We start from the raw sequence: 20,620 nt of genomic DNA, 5'->3' as shown, positions 1-20,620 counted from the left end.
GTCGGTGACTGGAAGGATCGCTCACAAGCCGAGCCCCCGGTTGCGCGCAAAACCCCAATCGATGCCGCCATCCGCGCGAGCGACGCCGGAGACATGCCGGCCGAGCTGCTTTTCGAGCGAGGGCGTCCAGGGCACGAGTTGGAAGCCGAGACCATCGTCGATCATGGCGAAGCGGCCGGAAGCGAGCGCGAAGCGCCGCCGATAGGTGCCCGCCACATACTCGCCACCAGCCGACGGGTTGAGTGGCTGGCCGGTCTCGGCGGCGAGCTGCTTGCCGAGATCCTCCAATTCTCGGCGCCGCAGCGTGCCGATGAGATTCTTCTCGAACACCAGCCCATGCGCCTGGCGCTCAGCGAGCCCCTGTTCGATGAGCTGCTCGGCCCGCTGCTGCATGGCGCTGCGGACCTCGGCGCCGAAGCCGACCTGGCCAAGCGGCACCGGATCGCGGGCGACCGCCTGCCGGTCGAGCCACGTCGCGCCGCTCGCCCTCACCTGCGCTTCGATCGAGAGATCGGAGCGCACCGCCAATGCCACGCGCCGTTGCCTTCTCGCGTCATCGAATTTGCGGAGCTCGACGATCGAGCCCGGTGCGCTGTCACCGGCGGCGTCGAGATCGGGCAGCCTGATGTGGTGGGTGCGGCCATCGACGCCGTCGACCACGGCATAGGCGGTTCCCTTGAGCTCGTCGTCAAGGCCGCGATCGACGAGGCGGCCGATGACAGGAACGTCGAGGCTTTCGCCTGCCAGCACATAGTTGGCGCTCCCACGCTCAATGCCGCGTTCGCTCAAGCTGCGGTGGATGCGCTTGATGATGTCGCCGCGCTCGCCGAGCTCGCGCAACGTCGTCTCGGCGGCTTCGTCCATGGACCATTGGCCGGGCCCGAGTTGATGAGCTAGGCCAAGGCTCTCCAAGCGCCGCAGCCGGCCCACCTTCAACGCATGGAACTGATCGGGCTGCCGCCCCGGCTCGGGAGCAAGCTCGATGACACCATGCCGGTCTGCATCCCGGACAAGCTGGCGGTCGAGCTGGGTCCAGTGCTCGGCTTCGACCTGGCGCTCGAGCGAGCGGTGGATGTCGAGATCGGAGCGTAGTCCAAGCTCCTGTGTGACCAGGTCCTGGGCACGGGCTCGCATACCCTCCTTGATGTAGTCGCGAGAAATGACGAGGTCCTGACCATCATCGGCGACCCCCCGCACGATGATGTGGACGTGGGGGTGCTGGGTGTTCCAGTGGTCGACACCCACCCAGTCGAGCTTGGTGCCGAGGTCCGTCTCCATCCGGCCAATCAAATCGCGGGCGAAACCTTTGAGGTTGGCCATATCGGCTGCGTCTTCGGGCGAGACGATGAAGCGGAAATGGTGGCGGTCATTCTGACAGCGTTCGGCAAAGGCCTTGGGATCGGCATCCTCGGTGTCGGGGCCGAACAGGTGGGCCTTCTCCCCGTCCCGGGTCACGCCCTCACGCCGGAGGTAGCTGAGATGGGCGGCGAGCGGCGCCGATCTCGCTCTATGCCGGACAACGCGGGTCTTGATCGTCACCAGCCGCGAACGGCCGGTGAGCAGCCGGTTTGCCCGTTCGCTGGCGACCCGGCCGCGGCCGAAGCGCGAATGACGGTGGCTGACGAGATGGCCAGTTCGCGAAATGCCGCCGCCGGCGCGCTGAGCGGCAGCGAGCGCCTGGGCGATGAAAGGTTTTGCCCGCTGGGCCCGCGAGGAGCGGATGCGGCCGGGCCGAGGCTGAAATTCGTTCTCTTCAGCCATGGCCAGCCTCGGCAATGTGCGAAATCGAGAATCCGTACAATGAGTTGATGGTGGGTCGCACATTGCGCGCCGAAGCCGCACATTGCCGGATCAGCAAAAAAAGAAAGCAACAACAACCAACCAACCGAGCCGCACATTGCGGCCTTTTATCTCGCCATCGTCCGGTCGGTACTTGCGGCGATTTGCGACAGGTTCGGGTCATTGCGGTAGATCCTTCAATAGCGCCCGCCCGAACACGTTGGCTGGTGGCCGATTCATTGGAAAAGATCCGCCGCGACTTGGCAGTTGACCGAGCGTTTGCGATAGCGATCGTTACCCGAAGGGCCGAGACACCCGTAGGGTGGCTCGGTGAGGAGCGAAGCGACGAGTAGAGCGCGGGCCGAAGGCATCGCCCGTATGACTGTGTTGCAGCGTTTCGAATGCAAACCGAATGTCCGTCACGGGGCGCCAGCGAACCTGGAAACTGACGGCTGATATCACGAGCTGCCCGATGTGCAGCCGCCGCGACAAGGGTGCGTGCAGACGTACCGCGATCCGCGCATTGACGTTGAAGATGCCGTGCAGTCATTGCGATCGCCCCGTGGCCGAAAGCGCGACGAACAGGCCCTCCGACTGCGGCGCTATCGCAGAGAGATCGTGCACGGGAACGGCAGCCGATCTGTCGAGCGCTGGCCGATCGAATGCTGCCGGGGCGGCAGACGACGGACCGTCAACGTGGTCGAAAAACAGCGGCGCCCGCGTCCAGGATGAACGAGAAGAGGCCGCGAGGAGAAGAGGCCCTGGCGCCCCCTCCGCATCGACAAAAGGGACGATGGCTGCGACATAGGCTGTCGTCTCCGCGGGCAGTGGACGGCGTTTATCGCGAAACTCCTCATAGCGGCCGGGACCTGCATTATAGGCCGCGAGAAAGCCCGGCGAGCCGTAGCGGTCGTGCAGTTCGCGAAGGAAGGCGGCGCCGGCGAGGATATTGTCACGGGGATCGAAGGGATCGCGTCCGAGACCGTAGCGGACTCGCATGTCCGTCCAGGTCTTGGGCATGAGTTGCATCAGGCCGAGTGCACCTTTCGGTGAGACGGCACGCCGATCGCCGTTGCTCTCGACCCGCATGACGGCGCGTATCCATGCTGCCGGAATGCCAAAGCGCTGCGCGGCCTCCGCCACATGAGCTGCGTAGTGATCGCTCGCCGGTTGACTTTGCGCCGGCGCTCTCTGCCCGGAGACTGCTGCCGTTGTCCCGCTAATCACCAGCAGGCCGGTAAGGAGTAGAACGGCAAAGCCCGCCGTGGCTCCGCCATCATGGCGAGGCGTCGTGCTGCCTACCGGTGGTGCGCACGGACCGCCGGTTTGACCGCCGCTGTGCGCGGCAGCCGCCCGACCGTTGCGCGAACCCGAGGGATGAGACGGCTTTCCCCCGAACAAGGAGGTGGACCGTTGATGCGCCTGGTTGCCGGCACGCGTGACGGGACCCTGCATGCAATCAGTCCCGCTCGGCGCGCTGGGGCAGACGATTCCAGTTCAGCGTCCAAGCCGACTTGTCGTCGGTCGATTGAAAGAGATTTGCTCGGATCGGCCGCGGAAGCGTCGGATCGTCGATGACGAGCGAAACGTATTCGCCGGCCTTCTCGCCGGTACGCTTCCAGCCTGCCCCGATCTCCGGGCCGTCGGCATCGCCGAGGCGGACACGGTAGTCCGGCGCGTTCTCGGCATCGGAGGATTCGGCCGGGACGAGGGTGAGAATCCGCTCGAAGAACAGCGTTTCAACGCGTCCGGTGAAGCCGGACTTGTCGCGGGTGAACTGGCCGATTTGTGCCATGGGAAAGCTCCTGGGTTGCTCGGTTGGAAACGGGTCAATGGGTGGCTGCACGCCAGACGAAGCGGCCGTCGGCGGCTTCGTCGGTCCAAAGCGGGACCGCACGAGCGACAATCGAGGTGACGGGGAGCGCGCCGAAATAGCGGCCGTCCAGGCTGTCGGGGACGGTCGGGTTCATGAGGAAGACCTCGCCCGGCTCGAGGGTATGGCAACCGCTCCAACGCGGCAGCGGACGGCCGCGATGATCGCGATCGTGCGCGGTACCGGCATCGACATGATCGACGGAAACGGTGTCGCCTGACCGGCAAACAGTCTGCCCGGGCAGCGCCATCACCCGCTTCAGCAGCGGCAGACCTTTTGGAAGAAAGCCGCCATCGGCAAGGAAGCTCGCGATCGGCTCCGGTAGTCGTACCGCGACCAGTTCCAAGTCGTGCAGCTCTCCAAGCGGATGTAACACGTAGAGCCCTATTGGCGTGCTCGCGGTGGCGTTCCAGATCAGCCGCGGCGCAGGATGAACGAGCACCAGGGCGCCAGCGACCAGGGCCGCAATGTAGGTCAACATGAGATAGCCGAAGCGGGTCATGGCGTGACGCTCCGACGCTTGAGCCAGGCGACATGCTGCTCGCGCGTGTAGGCGCGCGGCACATGGTCGGCAGCGAGACGGTTGTGGAGATGCCGCCAATATTCCGGCGCAGCGTCAGCCGGATCGATGGAGAGCGCCTCAATGGCGTCGACGGCCTGCAACACGCGCTCGACCTTCGGCCAGCTATCGACACGCAGCAGGATTTCGCCGCCGGGGCGGACGAACGGCAGCGTCTGATAGCGCTGGCCCGCTTCCACGGCGCGCACGATGTCCATGCGCGACACCACGGTGCCATAGTCGTTCGAGGCCCAGCGGACGAAGCCGAAGATGCTGCCCGGCGTAAAGCTCGACAGGCTGCGGCGGCGGTCAAGGATCCTCTCTTCAGTGCGACGGCCAAAGCGCAGCCAGTGCTCGATCCGCTTCTCGATCCAGGTTAGCTCGACATGGGTCAGCGCGACACCCTGTCGATGCGACGACGGCACGGCGCGCGGCGACAGGGCCTCATTGTCATTCATGACGGCTCTCCGGCGTCAGTGGGGAACTCTCGCGCGAGCAATTCGCGGAGCATGTCGGCGACGGTCACGCCGCGCTGGAACGCGGCGACCTTGATGCGGCCGCGAAGCGCCGGCGTGACGTCGATGGTCAGGCGCGCGGTGAATGCGGCCGCGTCGTCCACGCGGCGTGGCGGTGCGTCGCTGGACTTGATCCAACTCTCGGCATCGCCTGGACGCGAGGCAAAGCCGCGCTTGGTGGAACGCTCGCTCATGGCGCGAACCTCGCGACTTCGGCAGCGAGAGCTGTGATCTCGCGGGCAGCAGCGCTCTGCTCGACAAACTCGAAGACGAGCCGACCGGACTGCGCGGCGTCAGCGAAGACGACGCGTTGGCCGACCGTGCTGGCGAGCACCGGCGGATCGTGATCGGCGAGCGTTTCAGCCGTCTCGCGGGCGATGATCGTGCGCGCACCGCAGCGGTTGAGCACAAAGCGAGCGGCGAGCTGTGGCCGGTAGATGCGGGCCTCTCGCAGCAGAGCGAGCATCTCGGCCGACGCCCAGCCGTCGAATGGCGACGGCTGCACGGGGATCAGGACCAGATCCGCCGCCAGCAGCGCCGAACGCATCAATCCAGCGACGCGCGGCGGCCCGTCAATGACGACATGATCGGCGGTGCGTGCGATCTCCGGCGCCTCGCGGTGGAGCGTATCGCGTGCGAGACCAACGACGCCGAACAACCGTGCGACGTTCTCCCTCGCGCGCTGCTGCGACCAGTCCAATGCCGAACCCTGGGGGTCAGCATCGATCAGCGTCACCCGTTTTCCGCGCAGCGCCCATTCACCGGCGAGGTGCAGGGCGAGCGTGGTCTTGCCGACACCGCCTTTCTGGTTGAGTACGGCGACGATCATCGCTTGCCTCCCGTCTTGCGACCTGGAAGCGGCAGAGATGATTGGCTTGGGTGCTTGGTTGGTGGCTCAGCACGAGCGTCGTCTTTATCCGCAAGACGCGCGGGCCCACTACAACAGTTAGATTCTAAGTTAGACTCTAAGTTAAGACCGGGAATCGCGGTTTCCGGCCAAAGCGTTAGTTGCGGTTCACGCGTGCGAAGTCCCGATAGGGCTGCGTGCGGAATCCCGATATGGTTTGCGTGCGAAGTCCCGAGCGCTTCCACAGCGCCGTCCACAGGGGCAGTGGATAGTTTGGCCGGAACAATGCGCAGCAATTCGCGACGCGCTTCACGCTCGATGCGCAAGCGGTAGCCGGGAAGCGGCTGACGCGCGGCGATGCGCCGGATCTGCAGCGCAAAATCAGAGACACGCGCCAGACTGCCCGACTTTGCATGGAGGTGTGCGACCTCGAACAGCCATCCTCTTGGCTGGCGGCCGGCGTGCTTGCGCGCGACGCGGGAGAGCCAGCGCTCGATCCCGCCGGTCAGGCTGAAGTAGGCCGGATCGATCGTGAGAACGAGCGAGCGATCGATGACGCCGCGATAGAACCAGTCGGGGAGGACAAATTCCATGCCTTCGACGCGGCCGTCACGCCGCGTGCATTCCTCCCATTCGTTGATCCAGGAGAACTGGTGGCGCCGCCAATGCTCGCCCTGGCGGATGCTGGTGCGGATCACGGTCGCCTGCAGGCGTGTCAGTGCTCCCTTCAAGAGCTTGTAGTCGCGGGCTCCGGTCTGTCGGCCGACGGCGGTTAGAAGCTGGTACGGTGTGAAGCGCAGGAAACGTGAAGTCTTCAGGCCAACGTTCTCAGCCTCGACAATCTGGCTGGCCGCCCAAATCAGCACGTCGGCATCCCAAATGGTCGCCATCCCGTGCTCGGGAACCGCATAAACCTCGACGCAGATGTCGCCGGCCTGGTAAAGGATCGGCGTCGTCCGCTTGGCCTTGGCGAGCGAAAAGAACGGGCGCTCCATCAGGTCGCGCTGATCGCGCGGGCTGGCATCGCCGGTGGCGACAACGAATGGGTCGAGCTTGCTTCGCTCGCTTGATGTGATGAGGCGACGCGACATGGCAGGCGTTGCCTTAGCGATGCGCGTTGCCGGCGGCGCGGGCCTCGAGATAGCGAGGATCCGACGTTGAGCTGCAGGCGGCCTGATCGGCCCAGGCTTCGAGATCGCCGACGGCGTAGACGACGCGGCCGCCGAGCTTACGAAAAGTCGGGCCATTGCCATGGCAGCGATATTTTTCCAGCGTGCGCGGCGAGATGCCGAGCAGGCGCGCGGCCTCGGGGGTGCGCACGTAGCGGGTGGCGAGTTGCGCGAGCCTATCGAGCATGGGAGATCTCCGTCTTGCCTCGAAGCGCCGCGGCCAAGTCGCGGCGTGTCCGGGCCAGAGTGGCGGAGAGTTCAGGCGTTGGGGGTGGACGAAAATTGACGTACGTTTGTGTCCCCCCATCGTCGCAACCGGGCGAAGCCAGGCATTGCCACGAGGCGCGGATTAACTCAGGGATGGATGGCTTTGAGGGATCGGGCCGATCAGAGGCCGCGCAGGAGTCTCAGATAGTCGCGCTCGACCAGGGCGATCGAATCGTGAATGAGCCGGTTCGCCTTGCGGCGGGCATGCGAATCCTTCCACTCGACCGAACGACGCTGGGCGTGATCGGAGGCCAGCACCTTCGCCGCCACGTCTCGCGGACCGCCGCCCAGGTCGTGGACGTCGAAGGCGTGAAGAAGCTGTGTCAGTCGCCGTTTCTGAAACGACGTCAGCCGCAGCGCCGCCGGCAGAAGACCTGTGCGCTGGCCGGCAAGGCGGCGGGCGAAGTGTAGCGCCACGTCGGCGCGCAGTTCGCCCATACTGTCGAGCGGCACAAGCACCGCAGGGCGGCGCGCGGCCTGCTCGTCGCGCAAATGGACATGGAGTTCACCCGACGCGTCCGCAATCACCAGCTCGCGACCGTCAGCATCTGTCCGCTCGACGAGCGGCAGTCCGAAAGCATTGCGATCAATCGAATGGACGGTCTCGAAGTCCGGCGGCGCAGGCGTCAGGATTAATGTTCCCGGTGATGCCTCGGGCAGCCAAATGGCTGTCTCGGGCCCAACCGGAGAAGCGGGATCATGGGCGACACCGCAACCTCCATCGATGTGCGAAACTGGTTCGGACAGCTTCGGGATCAGCGCCGTCGCGCGCGATCTGGCGCTCAGTACGGGCGAAGTCGCGGCGGTAGTCAGCGTTGCGGCGAAGGAATTCAAGGGCAAAACCCGGGCGCTCAAGGCGATTGAGGCGTTCGATGGTCTCCGGCGAGCGCCAGTACTGGGTCGGCATGGTCTGTCTTCTCGTCTCTGTGCCCCATGCTACGATCCGAAAAGACGGCACGAGAGACTAGACCCTTAGGTTGCATCACGCGAGATCGCAATTTGCGTTACGTGGGCGCAGTTCACTGCATCCGCGGCTCCAAAAGGTCCTGATAACCGGCTTTCGACATCCATCGCGCACGGGCGAGGTGGCTGTTATGGACGAGTCTGGCACGATCCGGTTCGCGCGCGGGATCGAGGCCGAAGATCACACTGACCACCTCACGCCAGTCAGCGCCCTCCTCTTCGGCCATCAACAACCGAACGTAGATGGCAAGATGTTTCTCGTCGTAGGCGTTGACGCGATCAGTTATTGGCGGCTGGTCCTGAAATGGCGCGTCGTTCATTGCAATTGCCCCTCAGCATCGATGCAGCGGTTAGAATTCATCTAAAGCTCCAGAACTTTGCAAGCTGGGAAATCGTCGCACGCGATTTGTGCCGTGATGCGCAAATCGCATCGCGGCGCTCCCCGCAAGCGGCAAACTCGGCCCAAGCCAGACGATATGAATAGCACGGCTCGGTACGAATCGGAACGATCGTTCCTGGAACGATCGTTCCGATGTGAGTTCCCTTGTCGCCATGGATCTCAAGGAGGTCATGGCGATCAATTTGCGTCGGATACGCCATAAGAAGGAGATGACGCAGGAAGAGTTGGCCGATGGCGCCGGACTAAGTGTCCGTTACGTCGGCGCAATTGAACGCGCCGATGTGTCGGCCAGCGTAACCGTGCTCGGCCGAATCGCGGAGGCGCTAGGGGTCGAAGCAACCGATCTGATCAAACGAACGGCGGTTCATCCTCATCGCGCTCGATGAGGCAACAAACTTGTGCTCCATCGCAGCCTTGTCACGTTATGTATCAACTGGGCATTACCTCACGCACAAGTTGATAGGCAACTTTGCGTAAATCTGGTCTGTCTCAAAAACGCGCATACCAGTCCAGGGGCGGAAGGGCGTGCTGAGCGAGATAGAGTGAGCCTTATGACCACCCTGTACGAGCACTTGCCAGCCGACATCCGCAAAGTCGTGGACGCTTACGTCGCGGACCTCAGGCCCCAAACTTGGCGAATTCGCTTCCTCTTGCTGATTGATCTCCTTCAAGAAAGGTTGGAGAGCGGACCCGCGGCTGAGCACTGGCGCCTACTTCAACAATGGACCGGCATAGTGACGGCAATCTTGGAACACTTGCCGCCTGACAGTACGGTTGTCGAATGTGTGGGGTTGATGAGCATCAGCTTCAACGACCAATGGCGTGCTCAGGCGCTCGGGCAGATCGAGCGCGATCCTACGGTTCTGGATCGTCTCATCGCAATCTGCCCCGACTGGGGAGACATCGTCGAAACGATATCGGAGGCCGATCAGAGACGGCCAATCAAGGCCCGTCAGGTTCGCCGTCGCTGATCGGAATCGATCCGCCACCTGTGCCTGACTGCGGAACTCTGCACGGCTTCTTGAGCTTAGCGATGCCCCGCCCGGGCCAAGCCGGGCGAGGCATTGCGGATCGGATCAGTCGCCGTTCCGACGGTTGGGACGAGACCAGATCAGGCTGAAGCCCTCGCCCTCTTCATCGGCGAAGAGGTTGGCGAAGATCGGTGCGGTGAAGCTCGGGTCGTCGAGCTTGAGGCCGAGATAGTCGCGGCCCTCGTTGGAGCGCTTGGACCAGGCGGCCCCGATCTCAACCCGGCCGACATAGATCCGGTGGCTGGGGGCGTTGTCGCCCGAGCGGCTGCTTTCGGGGACGATGCGGACGTTCCTCGCCTGCAGCGAGAGGGTAACGATTTCGCCGTTGAACTCGTTGTTGCCGGTCTTCTTGAAGGTGCCGATGGTCGCCATGGTAGTTCTCCTTGATCTCTGTTCTCCGAGCCCGCACCTTGCGGCCTCGATGGTGATCGACAGGCCGGAGGCGATCGACGGCGCACCCCGAAGGGGCCGAAGCGTCAGCGGAGGATGGCAGCCAGGCGACTTTCTTGTTTCGCGAGGAATGACGGCGCAGCCGGCAGGGGAAGAAAGTCGATCGGCGCCATTGCGCCATAGGCGGTCGAGGCGTCAGCCGTCCTTCGGCCAGATCCACCCATCGAAGAGGCCGTTCGGTGCGCTCGGTCCGAACAGAGCTGACATCAAGGAGAGCGTGACGATCTGCGAGTCTACTGAAAGACTGGCGCAACCGAATCCAATGGTGATGAGCTCTCTTTATTGCAGGTAGGCGGATCTCCGCTTGCGCGATCGCGGGTCGGCTGGACGCCCCGTTGACGAGAGCGGCTGGCCGTATCTGTGATCCGTCGCCGTTTGGTCGATGCCGCATACGACCGCCACGAAACTGCCACTCTGCGATGATCGGTCGAGCCTCGACGCTTGGGCCCGCTCTGAGTGTAGCTCAAAGACAAGAATCGCGAGCACGCTGGATGCCTGATCCGCCCTTTCAATGTGACGCTATCGGCCGTCGCCAGGCCCTTCGTCGGACGGCGCAGAGGTCACGACATGTGAGCCGCGCAGCCCACGGAGGATCTCGTGCAGGACGATGCCCGTTAACAGCTCAAGGAAGAAGAGAATCGGATGAGCGACAATAGCAACCTCGAAGACAGAACCATCGAAGCGATACGGTACTATCGCGAGACCCTCGCCGTGGTCGACGGCCTGGAGCGAAAAGAACGTTCCGCGCATCGAGCGCTGACCAGGATACTGCCTGAATTGGGGCGCGCCTTACGCAGCCAAGACCCGCGGTGTCTTAAGAATAGCATCAAGATCGGCTTGGCAGCTGTCTCGCGGCAGGACGAAGCGTGGGCCAACCTAACCGAGGCGACCGCACGTTTGGATTCAGCCCGCTCGACTTTGGCCGCCCTTGAGCGCCAACTGGGATATGTTCCAAATGTCTCAAGAGCGCGAGATTCGGACTAGCTCAAAGAACGCCAGGACGTCGAGCCTCGCCTCATCCTAGGCGGAGATTTTCTGCGGCTTGTTTGCCGCTGCGGTTCGTCACCAGCTCGTAGCTGACCTTCGCGCCTTCAACGAGCGAGGTATAGCCCGCCTTCTCCACAGCCGAGATGTGCACGAAAACATCTTTGCCACCATCATCCGGCGCAATGAATCCATAGCCTTTCGTCGGGTTGAACCACTTAACAGTCCCTAACGCCACGTCATTTGCTCCAAAAAGGAAAAACACGTTCATATCTAAATCAATCAACGATCCGGTCGCAAGTCTCCGCGCGAATCGTAGCTTGAAGGGATCCGTTGTCTCGCGCGGTCGCAGGTCTTGGACAGAGGAAATAAAATGCCCGACGTGCTGGTCGTACAAGCACCTTGAAATGGGCCGACGTTCAAGAACGCGGACGCGAAGGTCACATTTTCTTCGAAAACCGCGTGCTAACTGTTGCCTGGTTGTCGCGGCCGGATGTACGCCGTGGCATCACGGGAGCCCCGGCCTTCATGCCGGGGTTTTTCGTTTTTGGCGCGAGAAGCCCGCCGATTCAAGATGCCTTTTGTGCAGCTGATTTGAGTAGGATCATGACGCGTCGTAGACTGCGACAATTCTGCTTGGATCTGCAGGAACTGTCCGGGGCAGAGCGAAAAGCCGAACAGCAGGCAGACATGGCGCAGAATATTTACGACAATCCCGATTTCTTCGCTGGCTACAGCCAGTTGCCCCGACAGGTACATGGGCTGGACGGCGCCCCTGAATGGCCCGCGATCCGAGCTATGCTGCCCGATCTAGGCGGGAAACGTGTCGTCGATCTGGGATGTGGCTTCGGCTGGGCCTCGCGCTGGATGCGCGAGCAGGGCGCGGCCTCGGTCCTGGGTCTGGATCTGTCGCAGAACATGATCGAGCGTGCCAGGAGAGACACAGCGGATACGGCCATCGAGTATCGCATCGCCGATCTGGACACACTGGACCTACCTGAGACGGCTTTCGAACTCGCCTACAGCGCACTGACCTTTCACTATGTTCAGGATTTTGGCCGCCTCGTGCAGGTGATCCGCAAGGCACTGGTTCCTGATGGGCATTTCGTCTTTACGATTGAGCATCCGATCTTCATGGCAGCGGCACATGCGCACTGGATTTCCGATGAGGAGGGCCGCAAAACCTGGCCGGTCAATCGATATTCCGTCGAGGGTGAACGTCGGACGGACTGGTTCGCCAAGGGCGTTCTGAAATACCACAGGACGCTTGGCACTACCCTGAACGCGCTGATCGGCGCGGGCTTTCAAATTCGACGGGTCGAGGAGTTTACCCCGACACGCGACCAGATCCAGCAGATGCCGCAATTGGCCGAAGAATTGGAGCGCCCCATGATGCTGATTGTGTCTGCGTCCACATCGATGGCCGGTAGAGCTTTGAAGCCGTCGTGAGATCCGGCCTGACTGGGTTCCTGCCGGGCCCGCCCCCAGTGCTGACGTCAGCTCCGCGCCACGCGTTGTCTCGCTGGTTCGTCTGCGGCCATCCCGGTGAAGCGAACCAAGGCCGTCATGCTAACGGCAACAGCCCCGACGACTGCGAAAACCATCTGCCACGCGGGTGAAGATATCCCCATCTGGACGATTCCGTGCGTCGCGCTGTAACCGGCGAAGGTAGCAGGCGCGACATAGATGAGGATGATCAAGAGTCGAAGCCAAGTCCATGGCACGAAGGCGAGCGCGAGTTGGCCAATGCAAATCGTTGCACCGCCCGCCACGAGCCCTGCTGCGATGCCGCCGAACACCCCGGCGCCGGTGTGGAAGGCCCAGATGCCGATCGTCAGGCCGACGAAGAAGGGCAGTGCGAAGACAGCGAGCGTGAACAGCAGCCAGCAGAAAAAGCCGATGCCAACTAGGATAAGCAGTGGTCCAAAGATGATCATGGTGGTGGTCTCCGTGAGATAAAGGTCTGACGGTCGCGCCTTCCACCACCACCACGGCGCGAACGCTGTATAGCAGCAAACGCCAGGAATCGGAATCATCACAAATCCGGTTGCGCGCGACCGACAAAGTCACCATATTGAGCGTCAGGAGCCGATCGCCTGGGCTGCAAGCGACCCAAAAGGCGGCATCTCGATTTCCCAATCGAACACCCGAACGGCAACCATTCTGCCGGCGCGCGGTGGTCATGAAGCGCTTGTGACTGCCACTAAGACGCCGGTGTGAATAGGATTTGCCATGTCTACCATCCAAAAGGACTGCGCAGACTTTCTGCGTATGACGTTCAACAATCCGACCGGCGGCAAGCTCGGGTCAGGTCACGCCCACGAGATCGTGGCTGCGTATTTTGGCTATTGCACCGCAGCGGCTTTAAGGGCCGAACCCAAATACCAGCTTTCTGCTTTGGACGAAGCCGCGATCCTAATACCTGATCTTCGCTTGATGGACCACCGGATGCAGCAGCTCAACGGTCTCCCCGTGGGCCTACCCAATGTTGACGAACTGGCGTCGCAGCTCTCCGGCTTTCTCAGTAAAAACGGCTACCTTTCAGGTGAGGTTTGGTACACCCGAGATCTCGAAGAGTATATCGAGGTGTCCTTCATTCAAGAAGATCCCATGATGATTGAGGACGCTCTCTCGGGTGAGATGGCAACGACGAATGCTTTTTTTGACGAGCTTTACATCGACAAAGTAAGCCTGAACGTCGGAGACGATGTGCTTGTGGCAAATGTCTCAGGTGCTCTCAATGGAGAGAACGATCCGGATAAGCCGTTCCACGGGGATTCGATCGCTTTTACGACAATGATGACATTTGAGCGCGTGGCCGGTCGAATCGGCTATAGGCGGCCGGAGCTGGAGACATCGGGCGCCGTTGATGACTCGTACTATTATGATGAGGACGCCTGAAGGCCGTTAGCTATTTCATGGCGCGATTGGACCCTGAGCTCACGCGTAATTCTGCACGACAACGTACGGCGGCGCTCACGCGCCGCCGAATTTCCAGACCGGGATGCCTAGCTTCTTGGCCTTGTCGGCGAGATTGTCCTGGATCCCGGTGCCGGGAAAGTGCATCACGCCGATCGGCAGCTCGTTGAGCATCGCATCGTTGCGCTTGAACGGAGCGGCTTTGGCGTGCTTGGCCCAGTCGGGCTTGAAGGCGATCTGCGGGACCTTGCGGCTATCGGCCCATTTGGCGGCGATCAACTCGGCGCCCTTGGGGGATCCGCCGTGCAGCAGCACCATGTCCGGGTGCTTGGCGTGCACCTGGTCGAGCTTAGCCCAGATTAGCCGGTGGTTGCTGAAGTCGAGACCGCCTGTCAGCGCGACCTTCGGGCCGGGCGGCACGAGCACCTGGTTGTCGGCGCGCTTCTTCGCGGCCAGGAAATCGCGGCTATCGATCATCGCGGCGGTCAGATTGCGGTGGTTGACCTTCGACCCGTTGCGCGGCCACCAACTCGAGTGGGTGTGGCGTTCGAACTCATCGGCGGCGTGGTCGCGCATCAGCTCGAAGGCGCCTCGTCGCTCGATCAGCGTCTGCCCTTCTGCCGTCAGTCGCTCCAGCTCGACGGATTTGATCTCGCTGCCGTCCTGCTCCCGCTGCGAGCGCTGCTGCGCCAGCTCGTTGACGTCGAGCTCGCGCTCGACCCTGTCGATGGCACGGTGGAAGACGTTCACTGTCGACCAGAGCAGGTCTTCGAGGTCTGGCTCGAGACGGGTATCGGACAGCGCCACCACCAAGGCCTCGAAGATGTCCGCGACGCTGCCAGCGAGGATGTGACCTTCGGGGAGCGGCCTCGGATCAGGCTCGTCCTGGAAGGCACGGTAGCCATAGAGCTGGAGTTCCTGGAGAACCTGGTCGGTCGGGGATGAGCTGTGGTGCGGCTCGAAGTCGTTGTCGCGGTCGGTGGTCATTGCGGCTTCCCTCGTCGGATCGACCGCGCCCATCGCGGCCTTCATGGCGACGAAGGCGGCAGGCGGAACGGACTTGCACCCGCAGCGAAGCGAAAGGCCGAAGCGGAGCGGAGGACCGAAGGGGGCCGACTATTTTGCCTCGCGATGTAAAGGCGGCTCTGCCGCCGACGGAAAATAGTCGGCCCACGAGGTTGCCGGTCCGGGCCGCTTGCCGCCCGATCGCCCTCTCAGAAGGCCGTGGGTGCGGTTCTCTCCGGCCGCCGAGTAGAAGCATGACCACCGACCTCGCTGAGACGAAGCGGCCGCATCGCCCCTCCTCCCGCTTCGGCTATGTCGCCAGCTCCATAAAGCGCGCGAGGTCCTGCGCCGCGATCTGCATGCGGCTCGCGGCCCGAAGGGCGTCAAATCCGAGCAGGCGAAGATCCTCGTTGAAGTCGCCAAGCCGTGGCGAGATCACGATTGCCTCGATCCCGGCCTCCTGCGCCCGATCGATCAAGGTCGCCATGGCGCCGTCACCGGCAGGATCGTCATCGCGGGCGATGTAGAGCCGGCGAAGCGTGTCCGGGAGAAGGATGGCGGAGAGATGCGCCGCCGAGAGGGCCGCGACCATCGGCATGGTCGGCAGGACGCTGCGGAGCGAGAGCATCGTCTCGATTCCCTCGCCGGCTGCCATGACTTCACCAGCGACGCCAAATCGAACAGCGTGACCAAGCAGGTCGCCCATCGCCCGCTTCGGCGTGTCGATCCGCGCCTTGCCGAGCGTCGTCTCGCTGAAGCCTTCGGGGTCAAGCCAGGTGCGATGCGCGCCGGTCAGGCGGCCGGAGAGATCGGTGACGGCGGCGATCATCGCCGGCCAGGTCTCGGTCGGGCTGTGGTCGTCGGGCCGGTAGTAGCAACGTGGGTGAAAGCGCAGACTTCCAGTTTCGTGCAAAGCCGCAATGCCGCGATTGCGGAGATACGTTTCTGCGAGTGTCCCTGTGATCGACCGCGACATGCCGAAGAGCCGCCGCGCCGCCTCTGGCGATCCGAGGGGTACAGGCGATTTTCGCGACCGGCGGTGATTTGGCTCGGGCTCCTGTTCTGAACGCGGCAGACTCAGAAAGCGTCGCGCCTCATTGGCGACATCACGAAAACTGGTGAAACCGCAGCTCTCGCGGATCACGTCGAGGAGATCGCCATGTTCGGCCGAGGCGGCATCGGTCCATTTGCCCGCGGGTCCCTTCACCGATTCCTTGAGTCGCACGAACATTGAGCGACCAGGCGTATTACGGACGTCACCTACCATCCAGTAACGACCCTGGCGGCGCCCGTTGGACAAATAATGGCGGCACACCGCCTCCGCCTCACGCGCGAGACGGTGAGCCAGTTCGGAGGCGTTGTCGCGAGCCATCAGGCGGCTTCCCGCTCACTGACGCGCGCGACCGGATAATGGTCGAGCACCTTTGCCAGCACCACGGCACCGGTCTCGTTAGTCGGCACGAACATGCGCAGCTTCCACGAGATGATCTCGCTGAAGAGGCCGTACGCGCGCAGCCGCTCACGCATCGCATCGGTGAAGCCGGACAGCTCGATACGATGGGCGCCCATCACGCGGACGCGACGGAGTTGCAGGTCCTCGGCGAGGTTAAGGACGGTGCGTCCCTCCATCAGCGCCGAGAACGCCTCGTGTGGGGTCAAACTGCAGGTCGCGGTCGCGCAAGCATTCGCCGCCCAGACCGGCGAGACCCTGCGACCGATGATGCGTTCGCCCTCGTCGGTCTGAAGCCGATAAACCCGGGTCGATTCGTTCGGAAGGCGCTTCCAGATCGGTAGCAGCAAGCCAGCGACGATGTGGAGGGTGCTCTCAGCGAACTCGGGGACGTCGACGACTTCAGCGTTCCAGCTTGCGGCGAATGTCTCGCGATCCGCGGGTTGCCAGTGGCTCTCGTCCATCATCTTCATCGAAGCATGATGGTGCTCCATGGGGCGGATCAGCCGGACACGGCGTTCGATCTCGCCGTCATCGAGCATGAAGCTCGGCGCCGGAATCTGCACGGCGGCACGCCCCGAGCGCTCGTTGACCAGCGGCACCGCGCGAGCATCGGCGAGATGATCGAGCGCTTGATCCAGCGTCATGGGGCGATTGCGCCGGCGTTCCGTGATCGTGAGCAGCCGGGTTTCTGCCCCGGTCGCGGGATGCGTGTAGATCGGGTGCCGATCGGCGACGACGAAGCTGTCGGCCTGCAGTGTCTCCAGGCCGACGTCGTAGACGCCGCTGGCGATGGCGCCCTCGACCTTGGCGTTCAGCAACTGCTCGAAGGCCGTGAACAGCAGACCTTGCAGGTCGATGGTGAGCGCGAGCAGGCGGTTGAGGAACGTCGTGATCGGCGGCAGCTCGTCCTTGATGCCGTTGTCGTCCACTAGCTTTAAGCCCGTGGCGTCCTCGAAGGTCTGGAGCGAGCAGTCTTCTAGCTTGCCGCGCGCGAGCAGCAGGTAGAGCTGGCGCAGCGCATCGCGGGCGTAGTGGCTCTCAAGATTGTCTTCGGGCCGGAACAGACCTTGGCCGCCGGTCTGGCGCTGGCCGCGCGTGATGGCACCGAGCGTGTCGAGCCGGCGGGCAATGGTCGAGAGGAACCGCTTCTCCGCCTTCACGTTGGTCGCGATGGGGCGGAATAGAGGCGGCTGCGCCTGGTTGGTGCGGTTGGTTCGACCGAGCCCCTGGATCGCGGCATCGGCCTTCCAGCCCGGCTCGAGCAAATAATGGACGCGAAGCCGGCGATTACGCGCCGAGAGTTCGGCGTGGTAGCTGCGACCCGTACCGCCAGCCTCCGAGAAGACAAGCACGCGCTTCACGTCATCCATGAAGGCAGCGGTCTCGGCGAGATTGGCGGAGGCTGAACGGTTCTCGACGGCAAGGCGGTCACCCCTGCGCACCACGCGCCGCGAGCGTCCGGTCACCTCCGCCACGATGTCCGTGCCGAAACGCTGCACGATCTGGTCGAGCGCGCCGGGAACGGGCGGAAGCGAAGCGAGGTGCTCGATCAGCTCATTGCGGCGGGCGACGGCCTCGCGGCTCTCGACGGGTTGGCCGGCGCGGAAGACAGGCCGGGATGAGAGATTGCCCTCGCTGTCGGTGAAGGGCTCATAGAGCTGAACCGGGAAGGAATGGGCGAGGTAATCCAGCACGTACTCGCGCGGGGTGATGTCCACGCGCACGTCATTCCACTCATCGGTCGGGATCTCGGCAAGCCGCCGCTCCATCAGCGCCTCGCCGGTCGAGACAATCTGGATGACCGCGGCATGGCCCTGGGCCAAGTCCCGCTCGATAGAGCGGACCAGGGTCGGCGTCTTCATGCTGGTGAGCAGATGGCCGAAGAAGCGCTGCTTGGCCGATTCGAAGGCCGAGCGCGCGGCGGACTTCGCCTGACGATTGAGCGTGCCGGTCTCGCCGGTGATGTTGGCGGCCTGCATTGCCGCGTCGAGGTGATTGTGGATGACGCTGAAGGCTCCGGCATAGGCGTCGTAGATGCGCCGCTGCTCGTCGGTGAGCTGGTGCTCGACGAGCTCGTACTCGACGCCGTCGTAGGAAAGCGAGCGAGCAGTGTAGAGGCCGAGCGAGCGAAGGTCGCGCGAGAGCACCTCCATCGCCGCGACGCCGCCCTCCTCGATCGCCTCGACGAATTCCGCACGCGTGGCGAACGGAAAATCCTCGCCGCCCCAGAGGCCAAGGCGCTGGGCGTAGGCGAGATTGTGGACCGTGGTGGCGCCGGTCGCCGAGACATAGACGACGCGGGCATTGGGCAGCGCATGCTGCAGGCGCAAGCCCGCACGCCCCTGCTGCGAGGGTGCGACGTCGCCCCGCTCGCCCTTGCCGCCGCCGGCATTCTGCATGGCATGGCTCTCGTCGAAAATGATGACGCCGTCGAAGTCGGAGCCCAACCATTGAACAATCTGCCGGACGCGCGAAAGCTTCTCGCCGCGGTCGTCGGACCGCAGCGTAGCGTAGGTTAAAAATAGGATACCTTCGGCCAAGGGGATGTCGCGCCCTTGAGGGAAGCGCGAGAGCGGCGTGACCAGCAGACGCTCCATGCCGAGCGCGGACCAGTCGCGCTGCGCGTCCTCGAGCAGCTTGTCGGACTTCGAGATCCAGACCGCCTTGCGCCGACCCTGCAGCCAGTTGTCCAGGATAATGCCGCCGGACTGGCGACCCTTGCCGGCACCGGTCCCGTCGCCGAGCATGAAACCTCGACGGAAGCGAACGGCGTTCGGCGCATCATCGCGGGCGGCCGTGACAAGGTCGAAGGTCTCGTCAACCGTCCAGGCGCCGGCGAGATAGTCACCATGCGCCTCGCCGGCATAGATGACCGTCTCAAGCTGGGCGTCGGAGAGAATGCTGTCGCTGACGAGGTTGGCCGGCAGCTGGGGCCTGTAGCTCGGCCTCGGCGGTGCGACCGAGGCCATCGCGGCCGACTGCACCAGCTTGGTCGGGTGCGCCTGCGCGCCGGGGATCCGGATGGATTGGAGACGGTATTCCTCGTAGATAGCGTCGCTGAGGCGCGCGCCCTCGGGCGGCGCCCAATCTGTCGTCTCATAGACGAGGTCAACCGCTTCGGGGTCGGCGACCGACGGCTTGGCCGTCTGCCCGGCCGCCCGTGCCAGATAGCCGCGCACGGTGCGAGGCGCTGACGCGGTTGATACGGGGAGCAGACCGGTTGATGCGACGCTCAGGCGAGGTGGAACGTGTTCGCCGATCCAACGGAGCAGCGTCGCGACGTCGGGCGCGATTCCCGGCGACTCCGGGAAACCGTTCGGGTCATCGGCAGGCACCTTGTCGATGACGGTGAGGCGCGTCTCGATCGTGGTGCCGTGCCTGGCATAGACCGCGCCGGCGATCGCGGCGGTGAACACCACCCGGCCACGTTCCTGCAATCGGGCGAAGGCGTCGCGCCAGGCTGAGGCTTCGGGTGAGAAGTTTGCGCCAGTGATCGTGACCAGCCGGCCGCCTTCGGCGAGACGCGCCAGGGCCGAGGCGATGTGACGGTACGCCGTGTCGGCCATGCGGCCGGAGACGTTTGCCATCGCCGAGAAGGGCGGGTTCATCAGCACGACACTCGGGACCACCGTGGGATCGAGGTGATCGTCGATTTGAGCCGCGTCGAAGCGCGTGACGGAAATGGCCGGAAAGAGGGAGGAGAGCAACATGGCGCGGGTCTCGGCCAGTTCGTTCAGCACGAGCTTGCTGCCGGCGATCTCGACTAGGATGGCGAGCAGCCCTGTGCCTGCGGACGGCTCCAGCACGCGATCCGCCGGCGTAATGGCGGCCGCGGTCAGCGCAGCCAGGCCGAGCGGAATCGGAGTCGAGAATTGCTGGAAAGTCTCGCTCTCGGCAGAGCGGCGCGTGTGGGTCGGCAGAAGCTCCGCGATCTTGCCCAAGGCGGAAAGTCGTGAAGCCGGAGAAGCGGCTTTGCGGAAGAGCGCCTTTCCGTATTTGCGCAGGAACAGGACGGTGGCGACCTCACAAACGTCATAGGCCGTCTTCCAATCCCACGCGCCCGTCGCATCGGATGCGCCGAAGGCCGCTTCCATGACGGCGCGCAGGATTGCGGCGTCGATGCGTCGACCATGCTCAAGATGAGGGAGAAGCTGCTCAGCCGCAGCGATGATGACGCTGACGCCCTCGGGCGCGCGCGCAGGCGAGATCGGGGCGGCCTCGTCGGCCGCGATCGAGAAAAGGTGGTTCATGAGGGGAAGCCTTAAGGAGAGCGAGAGGGAGCGAGCCGGCGGCGCTCTCCTCTCGGACCGGACCGGCTCAAATCCTTCCCGGCCCCTCTCTCACTCTCTGCCCGATGCCTTGAAACGTTGCGGCCAGGAACTTATCTCTGCTGCGTCAGGGTCGCT

23 protein-coding genes are annotated in these 20,620 nt (G+C 63.6%); 5 read left to right on the top strand and 18 right to left on the bottom strand.

Annotation, left to right across the window (positions count from 1 at the left end):
- Positions 1–21: 21 nt before the first annotated feature.
- The 12 genes from I6F33_RS30415 to I6F33_RS30360 form a co-directional block, all read right to left on the bottom strand.
- The gene (locus I6F33_RS30415; protein ID WP_225145004.1) at positions 22–1,761 is read right to left on the bottom strand and encodes a VirD2 family relaxase/mobilization nuclease; all 1,740 of its coding nucleotides are present in this window, start codon (positions 1,759–1,761) and stop codon (positions 22–24) included.
- A 564-nt stretch (positions 1,762–2,325) separates the two neighbouring features.
- A complete protein-coding gene (locus I6F33_RS30410; protein WP_225145003.1) occupies positions 2,326–3,234 on the bottom strand; it encodes a lytic transglycosylase domain-containing protein in 909 nt (302 codons plus the stop codon).
- Positions 3,235–3,238: 4 nt separating this feature from the next.
- Positions 3,239–3,574: a DUF736 domain-containing protein gene (locus I6F33_RS30405; RefSeq protein WP_225145002.1), complete on the bottom strand. Its 336-nt coding sequence runs from the start codon at positions 3,572–3,574 to the stop codon at positions 3,239–3,241.
- A gap of 34 nt (positions 3,575–3,608) precedes the next feature.
- On the bottom strand, positions 3,609–4,154 hold the full coding sequence (locus I6F33_RS30400) for a S26 family signal peptidase (protein WP_225145001.1): 546 nt from the start codon (positions 4,152–4,154) through the stop codon (positions 3,609–3,611).
- Positions 4,151–4,669 (bottom strand): DUF2840 domain-containing protein, encoded by a 519-nt coding sequence (locus I6F33_RS30395; RefSeq protein ID WP_225145000.1) that lies wholly within the window; start codon positions 4,667–4,669, stop codon positions 4,151–4,153. Before I6F33_RS30395 ends, I6F33_RS30400 begins: the two co-directional genes overlap by 4 nt.
- Positions 4,666–4,920, bottom strand: coding sequence for a hypothetical protein (locus I6F33_RS30390; protein WP_225144999.1), 255 nt, complete (start codon positions 4,918–4,920; stop codon positions 4,666–4,668). Before I6F33_RS30390 ends, I6F33_RS30395 begins: the two co-directional genes overlap by 4 nt.
- Positions 4,917–5,555, bottom strand: coding sequence for a ParA family partition ATPase (gene parA, locus I6F33_RS30385; RefSeq protein WP_225144998.1), 639 nt, complete (start codon positions 5,553–5,555; stop codon positions 4,917–4,919). Before parA ends, I6F33_RS30390 begins: the two co-directional genes overlap by 4 nt.
- Positions 5,552–6,664 (bottom strand): replication initiator protein A, encoded by a 1,113-nt coding sequence (locus I6F33_RS30380; RefSeq protein WP_225144997.1) that lies wholly within the window; start codon positions 6,662–6,664, stop codon positions 5,552–5,554. The genes parA and I6F33_RS30380 overlap by 4 nt, the downstream gene beginning before the upstream one ends.
- A 13-nt stretch (positions 6,665–6,677) precedes the next feature.
- Positions 6,678–6,929 (bottom strand): AlpA family transcriptional regulator, encoded by a 252-nt coding sequence (locus tag I6F33_RS30375; RefSeq protein ID WP_225144996.1) that lies wholly within the window; start codon positions 6,927–6,929, stop codon positions 6,678–6,680.
- Between the two features lie 200 nt (positions 6,930–7,129).
- On the bottom strand, positions 7,130–7,735 hold the full coding sequence (locus I6F33_RS30370; RefSeq protein ID WP_225145051.1) for a DUF2285 domain-containing protein: 606 nt from the start codon (positions 7,733–7,735) through the stop codon (positions 7,130–7,132).
- Positions 7,707–7,916: a DUF6499 domain-containing protein gene (locus I6F33_RS30365; protein ID WP_225144995.1), complete on the bottom strand. Its 210-nt coding sequence runs from the start codon at positions 7,914–7,916 to the stop codon at positions 7,707–7,709. Before I6F33_RS30365 ends, I6F33_RS30370 begins: the two co-directional genes overlap by 29 nt.
- A 112-nt stretch (positions 7,917–8,028) precedes the next feature.
- Positions 8,029–8,292, bottom strand: coding sequence for a DUF2285 domain-containing protein (locus tag I6F33_RS30360; RefSeq protein ID WP_225144994.1), 264 nt, complete (start codon positions 8,290–8,292; stop codon positions 8,029–8,031).
- A 232-nt stretch (positions 8,293–8,524) separates the two neighbouring features.
- On the opposite strand from I6F33_RS30360, the gene I6F33_RS30355 reads away from it, so the two are divergent.
- Positions 8,525–8,758 carry a helix-turn-helix domain-containing protein gene (locus tag I6F33_RS30355; RefSeq protein WP_036046501.1) on the top strand — a complete coding sequence of 78 codons (234 nt, stop codon included), beginning with the start codon at positions 8,525–8,527 and terminating at the stop codon, positions 8,756–8,758.
- Positions 8,759–8,923: 165 nt separating this feature from the next.
- Positions 8,924–9,343: a hypothetical protein gene (locus tag I6F33_RS30350; protein ID WP_225144993.1), complete on the top strand. Its 420-nt coding sequence runs from the start codon at positions 8,924–8,926 to the stop codon at positions 9,341–9,343.
- A 105-nt stretch (positions 9,344–9,448) separates the two neighbouring features.
- Here the strand turns inward: I6F33_RS30350 and I6F33_RS30345 are convergent, their stop codons facing one another.
- Complete coding sequence (locus I6F33_RS30345) at positions 9,449–9,775, bottom strand: DUF736 domain-containing protein (protein ID WP_225144992.1); 327 nt, start codon at positions 9,773–9,775, stop codon at positions 9,449–9,451.
- Positions 9,776–10,495: 720 nt separating this feature from the next.
- Here I6F33_RS30345 and I6F33_RS30340 point away from each other — a divergent pair.
- The gene (locus I6F33_RS30340; RefSeq protein ID WP_225144991.1) at positions 10,496–10,837 is read left to right on the top strand and encodes a hypothetical protein; all 342 of its coding nucleotides are present in this window, start codon (positions 10,496–10,498) and stop codon (positions 10,835–10,837) included.
- 31 nt (positions 10,838–10,868) lie between these two features.
- Here the strand turns inward: I6F33_RS30340 and I6F33_RS30335 are convergent, their stop codons facing one another.
- Positions 10,869–11,108: a cold-shock protein gene (locus I6F33_RS30335; RefSeq protein WP_249784675.1), complete on the bottom strand. Its 240-nt coding sequence runs from the start codon at positions 11,106–11,108 to the stop codon at positions 10,869–10,871.
- A gap of 419 nt (positions 11,109–11,527) precedes the next feature.
- On the opposite strand from I6F33_RS30335, the gene I6F33_RS30330 reads away from it, so the two are divergent.
- Positions 11,528–12,286, top strand: coding sequence for a bifunctional 2-polyprenyl-6-hydroxyphenol methylase/3-demethylubiquinol 3-O-methyltransferase UbiG (locus I6F33_RS30330; RefSeq protein ID WP_225145050.1), 759 nt, complete (start codon positions 11,528–11,530; stop codon positions 12,284–12,286).
- Between the two features lie 47 nt (positions 12,287–12,333).
- On the opposite strand, the gene I6F33_RS30325 is transcribed toward I6F33_RS30330, so the two are convergent.
- Positions 12,334–12,774 (bottom strand): hypothetical protein, encoded by a 441-nt coding sequence (locus I6F33_RS30325; protein ID WP_225144990.1) that lies wholly within the window; start codon positions 12,772–12,774, stop codon positions 12,334–12,336.
- A gap of 295 nt (positions 12,775–13,069) precedes the next feature.
- Between I6F33_RS30325 and I6F33_RS30320 the strand changes: the two genes are divergently transcribed.
- Entirely contained in the window at positions 13,070–13,738 is a 669-nt protein-coding gene (locus I6F33_RS30320; RefSeq protein ID WP_225144989.1) for a hypothetical protein, read from the top strand.
- Positions 13,739–13,813: 75 nt separating this feature from the next.
- Here the strand turns inward: I6F33_RS30320 and I6F33_RS30315 are convergent, their stop codons facing one another.
- The 3 genes from I6F33_RS30315 to I6F33_RS30305 form a co-directional block, all read right to left on the bottom strand.
- A complete protein-coding gene (locus tag I6F33_RS30315) occupies positions 13,814–14,743 on the bottom strand; it encodes a DUF2493 domain-containing protein (protein ID WP_225144988.1) in 930 nt (309 codons plus the stop codon).
- Positions 14,744–15,071: 328 nt separating this feature from the next.
- Positions 15,072–16,133: a toprim domain-containing protein gene (locus I6F33_RS30310; protein WP_225144987.1), complete on the bottom strand. Its 1,062-nt coding sequence runs from the start codon at positions 16,131–16,133 to the stop codon at positions 15,072–15,074.
- On the bottom strand, positions 16,133–20,464 hold the full coding sequence (locus tag I6F33_RS30305; RefSeq protein WP_225144986.1) for a strawberry notch family protein: 4,332 nt from the start codon (positions 20,462–20,464) through the stop codon (positions 16,133–16,135). The genes I6F33_RS30310 and I6F33_RS30305 overlap by 1 nt, the downstream gene beginning before the upstream one ends.
- Positions 20,465–20,620: the final 156 nt, after the last annotated feature.

Origin of the sequence: Bradyrhizobium sp. BRP20, from assembly GCF_020194215.1 — a bacterium.
Classification (GTDB): Bacteria; Pseudomonadota; Alphaproteobacteria; order Rhizobiales; family Xanthobacteraceae; genus Bradyrhizobium; species Bradyrhizobium yuanmingense.
Note: the sequence above shows the minus strand (reverse complement) of the source record. Positions and strands in the feature narration are given on the sequence as shown.